Source organism: Delftia sp. CH05, from assembly GCF_009827015.1.
GTDB lineage: Bacteria > Pseudomonadota > Gammaproteobacteria > Burkholderiales > Burkholderiaceae_C > Comamonas > Comamonas tsuruhatensis.
Map to the genome: position 1 here is coordinate 409,536 of NZ_WUMG01000001.1, position 6,000 is coordinate 415,535.

General features: G+C 60.8%; 3 protein-coding genes and 1 pseudogene. All 4 read right to left on the reverse strand.

Annotated features, from left to right (window positions below):
- Positions 1 to 335: 335 nt before the first annotated feature.
- Complete coding sequence (locus GRX31_RS01815; RefSeq protein WP_160851250.1) at positions 336 to 641, reverse strand: hypothetical protein; 306 nt, start codon at positions 639 to 641, stop codon at positions 336 to 338.
- Between the two features lie 104 nt (positions 642 to 745).
- The gene (locus GRX31_RS31140) at positions 746 to 1,099 is read right to left on the reverse strand and encodes an Imm58 family immunity protein (RefSeq protein WP_442874077.1); all 354 of its coding nucleotides are present in this window, start codon (positions 1,097 to 1,099) and stop codon (positions 746 to 748) included.
- Entirely contained in the window at positions 1,077 to 5,687 is a 4,611-nt protein-coding gene (locus tag GRX31_RS01825; RefSeq protein WP_160851255.1) for an RHS repeat-associated core domain-containing protein, read from the reverse strand. The genes GRX31_RS31140 and GRX31_RS01825 overlap by 23 nt, the downstream gene beginning before the upstream one ends.
- A gap of 87 nt (positions 5,688 to 5,774) precedes the next feature.
- Positions 5,775 to 6,000 (reverse strand): annotated as a pseudogene (locus GRX31_RS01830) (DUF2345 domain-containing protein); the annotation flags it as partial.

The following is a 6,000-nucleotide window of genomic DNA, read 5'->3' on the forward strand; positions in this document are numbered from 1 at the left end:
GCAGAACAATAAAAAATGGAAGAAGATATGCTGCAAGGAACATTATTGCATCGCCATTCTTCCAGAAGAGCTTGTAGCCATGCTCGTACAAGAATGCGAAGAAAACTGCAGTCTGAAATAAATTCCCAATAAGACTGAACTTGGAATTGTATAAGTTAGAAGATATAAGAAGAAATAGCGTGATGTAAAATAATATTGCAAATACCCTAGTCATTATTCCGTAAAACCAGTTATGGAATTAGATTGATTCATGAATAGATAATAGGAAAGCAATCGCTGACGCAATGAAGGGTTCAAGAGCTATTTGCGATATTAATTAAATCCCATGGATTAAATTAATCGCTGCCGAATATGCTTTTGGCGTTTGTTGAAAAATGAATAATCAACACTAAAATTCCAAGAATAGCTCCAATCAAACCAACAACGGCACCGCCTCGCGGTAACCATAAAAAAGCCAGAATGCCACCGACGACAGCCGTTAAAACACCTATTATCATAACTAACATTCCATATTCATTTTTGTATATTTTCATCACAATTGATTCTTCGTGCATGTAGTTGAACATGTGCGTGTTTGATATCCGACGGATGTTCCCCCCATCAACATCGTCTGTGCCTTTGCCGTAGAGTAATGCTTCCATCTGCCCTTTCGTCACCAGGCAGACCCTGTAATAACGCTGTCGTTGCCCAAAAGGGCCTCATATGTCGCTCTCAGAAGTTGATCCCAGGGAATTTCATATTGTTTTTAATATTCAACTTTTACCAATCGGCCCGAAGAGAAAATAAATCTAACATCACCATACCATATTAGATCATTTTCCATTTTTATTTGAGGATTAACTGCTTTTTTATTGATGGATGAATTCTTTAACTTATATGCAATCTGCTCCATATTCATTCCTCTCCATTCGCGCTCGATGAGTGAAATTACATTATCAATATCTGCACGCGATGATTCACACCCTTGATTTGAGTAAGATAATGTTATTGATTTATCGACAACCGAGTATGCTAAACAAATAATCACCAAAATTAGCGCAATTATCAAGATAAATGATTTGTTTATTTTCATAAAATTATTGACCTGCTTTGGCGGCATCTCTTGCAAAAGTGCGGCAGTGATTGGAATTGAATGGATTCCAATTATATTTTTCTCTATCTTTATTTTCTGAAATTTCTTTTGCGTAGTCAGCAACTTTTTTAGGATCGGCAGAACTACAGGTTAACTTTGCCGGTGTCCCTTTGCCTGATCTCTTTGAAAGCTGCTCCTCCAGATTTCTCATGGACTCATCTGTTGGAACACCATCTTTGCCTATTTTTAGATTAGGCATTGGAGTTTGCCGAACGTTTCCGTCGTCTTGGGGTAGCTTAGAGCCCATAATTCCTTTTGCATTTGGGTTGTATCTACCGTATTCGAAGTATTGTGTCTTCCCTGAAGTATCATATGTCAACACACCACTATGCCCACCAAGCCATGTGCTTGTTTTACCTTCGGCGTACTCAACCGGATAATCTGGAAAATTAACAACGCAGGCTTGCTGTAAGCCTAACGAATCTATCCACCCCGTGGGATTTACAGGGTAGATATAGTGATTATTGCCTCCCATCAACCCAATCGGGTCCTGATTGATATAACTCCCCACCACCGGATCGTAATACCGATGCCGGTTGTAATACAGCCCCGTTTCCCTGTCATGGTGCTGCCCTGGCAGCCGGATCGCCTGGTGGATGCCTTGCGGGTTGTACTCCTGCAGCACATTGCCCCAAGGGTCCAGCTTGGCCGCCCAGGTGACTAGCCCCCGTTGGTCGGTCAGGGCCATGGGTGTGCCCAGGTGGTCACAGTGGTAGTGGTGGATGGCGATGCGGGCGTGCTGTTCTTTTTCCTGGTCCTGCAGTTTGGCCTGCATGCCGCTGAGCAGGCGGGTGGTGCTTTCGGCCTGTTCGCCCAGCATGGCCTGGGCGCTGGGCGGCAGGCCGTGCTCCAGTGTGTGGCGCAGGTGGCGGGCCGCGTCTTGCTGCATGTCGCGCGGCATGGCGTCGAGCATGGTTTGCATCAGGGCCAGGGCCGGCGTGTGGTTGGGGTCGTCCGGGTCGGGCAGGCCTGCGGTGATGGCTTGCACCAGCAGGTGGGGCTCGTCTTGGGGGTCTCCGCTGGCCGTGGTGCTCAGGCGCACCAGGGGGGTGAAGCTGCCCGGTTCGTAGATGGTGTGCTCTATGTGGCGCGTGTCGCTGCCGTGCTGCAGGCGCTCGGTGTGGATGAGGCGGTCGCCGTCCCAGCCGTAGTAGTGGGTGCGGGTGGGCAGTTCCGTGTCTGCGCTTTGCACTTGCTGCTTGAGCCTGCGGCCCAGGGCGTCATAGGTGTAACGGCTGTGGTGGCGCAACTGCTCGGCGTTGCCCTGGATCTGGCTGCTGCGCACGGCGATGAGCTGGTGTGCTCCGTCGTAGTGCAGTTGCTGCTGGCTGTGGTCTGCATGCATTTGCGCGATGCGGTTGCCGCAGGGGTCGTAGCGCCAGACGCGGTCTTCGGTGAAGCCGATGCGGTTGTCTTCCCAGCGCTGCACGGGGCCTTGCCGCTGGCCTGCAAGGTGGCCCAGGCCCATGAGGTTGAAGTCGGTGTGCCGCCAGTGGGCGTGGACCTGGGCGGCCCAGCTGTCCTGGGTGTTCGTCTGGCCCGGTGCACCGGGTGCACCGGGCGCGGGCAGGCGGTTGCCGGCAGGGTCGATCTGCCAGCGGGCGGTGGTCTGGGGGTCCTGGCTGTCGGTGGCCGCTCTGAGGCGCCCGGCGCTGTCGTAGCCGTAGCGCAGCAGTTGTGCAGCCTGGCCCGGGGCGCCGGCCTGTTCGATGGCAACGAGCTGGCCCAGGCTGTCGTAGTGGTAGCGGCGGCCAAGGATCTGGCCTATGAGGGGCTGGACGAGGTGATCCCTGCCTTCCGTGCTTTGCAGGCCTGTGGTGCCCAGGGCCGTGAGGCGGCCCATGCTGTCCCATTGGCGTTGCACCTGCAGGGGGTGGTGTGCGTCTGCRTCTGCWTCTGCWTCTGCTGCGGGRGTGGGTGGGTGCAGGCTGCGGCGGACTTCGCGGTGCAGGGCGTCGCGTTCGAAGTCGATGAGGCCGGCGCCGTTGAGCTGCAGTCCGTGCACATGGCCTGAGCCGTAGGTGAGCCAGGCGATCTCTCCCAGGCCTTGCAGCTGGCTGTGCTGGCGTGCKCCCARCGCRTCCAGGSTGTGGGCGATGCGGTGTTCGTATTCGATCTGGTCTGCGCCGCCGCCCCCGTTGCYGWGCTTGCCGGGCCGGTACAGCTGCTGCACTTCTGCGGTGATGCGGCCCAGGGCRTCGCGTTCCAGTGCTATGCGGCTTTGCAGTTGGATGGTGTTCTCTGCGGTGTGCTGCCAGACGCTGGCGGCCATGAGGCGTCCGGCCGCATCCCATTCGTAGCGGTGGGTCTGGGCCGGCGCATGGGCCGTGGCGGGCAGCTGRCGTTCGACCAATCTGCCGCCTTCGTCCCAGCGRTAGTGGCTGCTGCTTTGCCGTGCRGCGTTGCCGTCCGTGGCTTCCATGAGCTGGCCTGCCGCATCCCAGCGGTAGCGCTGCAGCCGCTGGTCRAACCCTTCTTCCTGCACGAGCCTGTCCARCGCGTCCCAGGCAAAGCGGCTTTGGGCWCCGTTTTCGTTGACGAGRCGCGTGAGGCGGCCGGCGCTGTCGTATTCGAAGGCCAGGGTGAGGCCRCCATGTGTTCGCTGGACCAGCCTGCCCCAGAGGTCGTAGCGCAGGTGGATGCTGGGGTCGGCGGCCGGTGCAGCAGGGCTTTGYCCCCCCATGAGAGGGGTGAGCGGGGGCTGGGCCGGTTCGATGCGCGTGAGGTGGCCTGCGCTGTCGTAGTGGTAGCGCTCGATCTGGCCGTTGGGCAGTTCGCTGGCCACGATGCGGCCCTGGCCGTCGCGCTGGTGGCGTTGGCGCTGGCCCAGGGCGTTGCCCACTTCGATGAGCGCACCCCAGCGGTCGTAGTGGTAGTGCGTGCTGTGGCCCGAGCAGTCGGTGTAGCTGAGCAGTTGGCCCGCGTCGCTCCAGGCCAGCTGTTTGCTGCCGCCCTGGGCGTCTTCGATGCGCCRGGGGCTGTCGCAGGTGAGCGGCGCTTCCTGGGGGTCGGGGTAGTGGTAGCGCTCGGTGCTGCCGTCGGCCTGGGTGATCTGGGTGAGRCGGCCCCAGGCGTCGTAYTGGTAGCCGGTGGTGGCGCCTGCCGGGTCGGTGGAGGCGAGCAGGCGGCCCGTGGCTTCGTCGTGTTCCTGCTGGGTGCTGCGCCCGTCGGGCAGTTGCACGCCGATGAGCCGGCCCTGGCCGTCGCGCCTGAGGTGGACGCTGCGGCCCAGCGGGTCGGTGCGAGAGGCCAGGCGGCCGAAGCTGTCGTAGCTTTGCAGCCAGCGGCTGCCGTCGGCCTTGTGGTGGGCGATGAGGCGCGACAGGCCCGCCGCACCTTCGAAGTAGTAGGTCTCGATGCGATCCAGGCTGTCGCTGACGCGGGTGGCCGCGCGCGGCTGGCCGTCCGGGCCCGGCGGTTGGCTGAGGTAGYCGAAGCGGTAGGACAGCCCTTCCTGGTTGCTGTGTTCGATGACGCGGGCGCCGGGCTGGGCGCTYTCGTAGCGGTAGCGGTGCCAGGGTCCGCTGGCATGGCGGTGGGCGCTGATGCGGTGGTGGTCCCATTCGAATTCGCGCACGAGCTGGCCTGCGCGGTCGTGGACGGTGATGAGATCGCCTGCGCTGCTGTAGCCGTAGCGCACGAGCGTGATGGGAGCGATGGGGGTGGACAGGGGATGCAACGGGTCCTGCGTGAGGTCGACCCCGATGAGGCGCCAGCCGTCGTCGGCGCCCCACAGTCCGTTCAGGCCCTGCGCGTCCTTGCCGCCGTGGATGCGCTGGTGCAGCAGCCGGTAGCGCCGGCCTGTGCCGTCGCTCAGGGAGACCAGGCGGCCTGCGGGCAGCGGTTCCGGACTGCCGTTGACGTCTGGGGCCGTGGTCTTGCCGTCGCTGTAGTGGTAGAGCTGGCGGCGTCCGAAGCGGTCGATCTGGGCCATGAGGCGCCAAGGGCCATCGACAGGTTCACCGGGCGCAGGACCAAAGCCCCAGAGGGTGTCGCCATCGCCGCTGAAGGCCAGGATGGCCTCGGGATTGCACGCCAGCGCCGCCTCCACATGCGACCAGCGCGGGTTCGCAGCCCAGGGCGCTGTGCCGCCGTCCGGCTCCGGGCTGCCGCCGCGCAGCAGCCAGATGTCTTCGCTGGCACTGTGCAGCTGGCCGCCCGGGGCCAGAGGCTGGTCGAAGGTGATGACGCGGCCGCTGGCGTCCAGTAGCAAGGTGGCCTCGTCCTGCAGGCGGATGCTGAGCTCCTGCAGCAGGTGCCAGCCATGGCCCAGCAGGCCGCAGGCAGCGCCGTGCTCGGGGTTGACGTAGCTGCTGTATTGACGCTGCCAGGCCACGGGCAGCGCAGCCGAGGGCAGGGCGAAGTCCAGGTCTTGTGCGCCCAGCAGGACCTTGGCGCCGAGCTGGGGGTTGACGGGGGAGCTGACGGTGATGCCGCCCGGGCAGACGGAGCAGGCCAGGCCCCCCTGGCTGCCGATGAGCACGGTGCGCGAGCCGGTGACGATCTTGCCCTTGACGACGCTGTCGGTGATGCGGGCTGCGGGTTGGCCACTCATGCGAGGCTGCTCCTGGAGAGGTGAGAGAGAACGGGACGGCGGATGCGGAAGATGCGGGGAATGCAGGGGCTGCAGGACATGCGGGCCTCAGCAGTTGAGCCGGTCCATGGGCGAGAGGATCTGGATGTCGCCGGGCGTGATGCGGATGGTGCTTTCGCCGCAGGTCAGCAGGATTTCCTGCTGGGCTTCGAGCCGGATCTTGGCGGCATTGAGCTGGATGCTTTGTCCATCCATGGTGAGCTGCGAGGCCTTGCCGCCTCCGCCTGCACCCCCACCGCCGCCGCCATCGCCCCCACCGGGCGCCGTGATGTTC

What these genes read in the sequence shown, in the direction of transcription:
- GRX31_RS01815 (WP_160851250.1), bottom strand. Translation starts at nt 641, where the DNA reads ATGGAAGCATTACTCTACGGCAAAGGCACAGACGATGTTGATGGGGGG.
- GRX31_RS31140 (WP_442874077.1), bottom strand. Translation starts at nt 1,099, where the DNA reads ATGCCGCCAAAGCAGGTCAATAATTTTATGAAAATAAACAAATCATTT.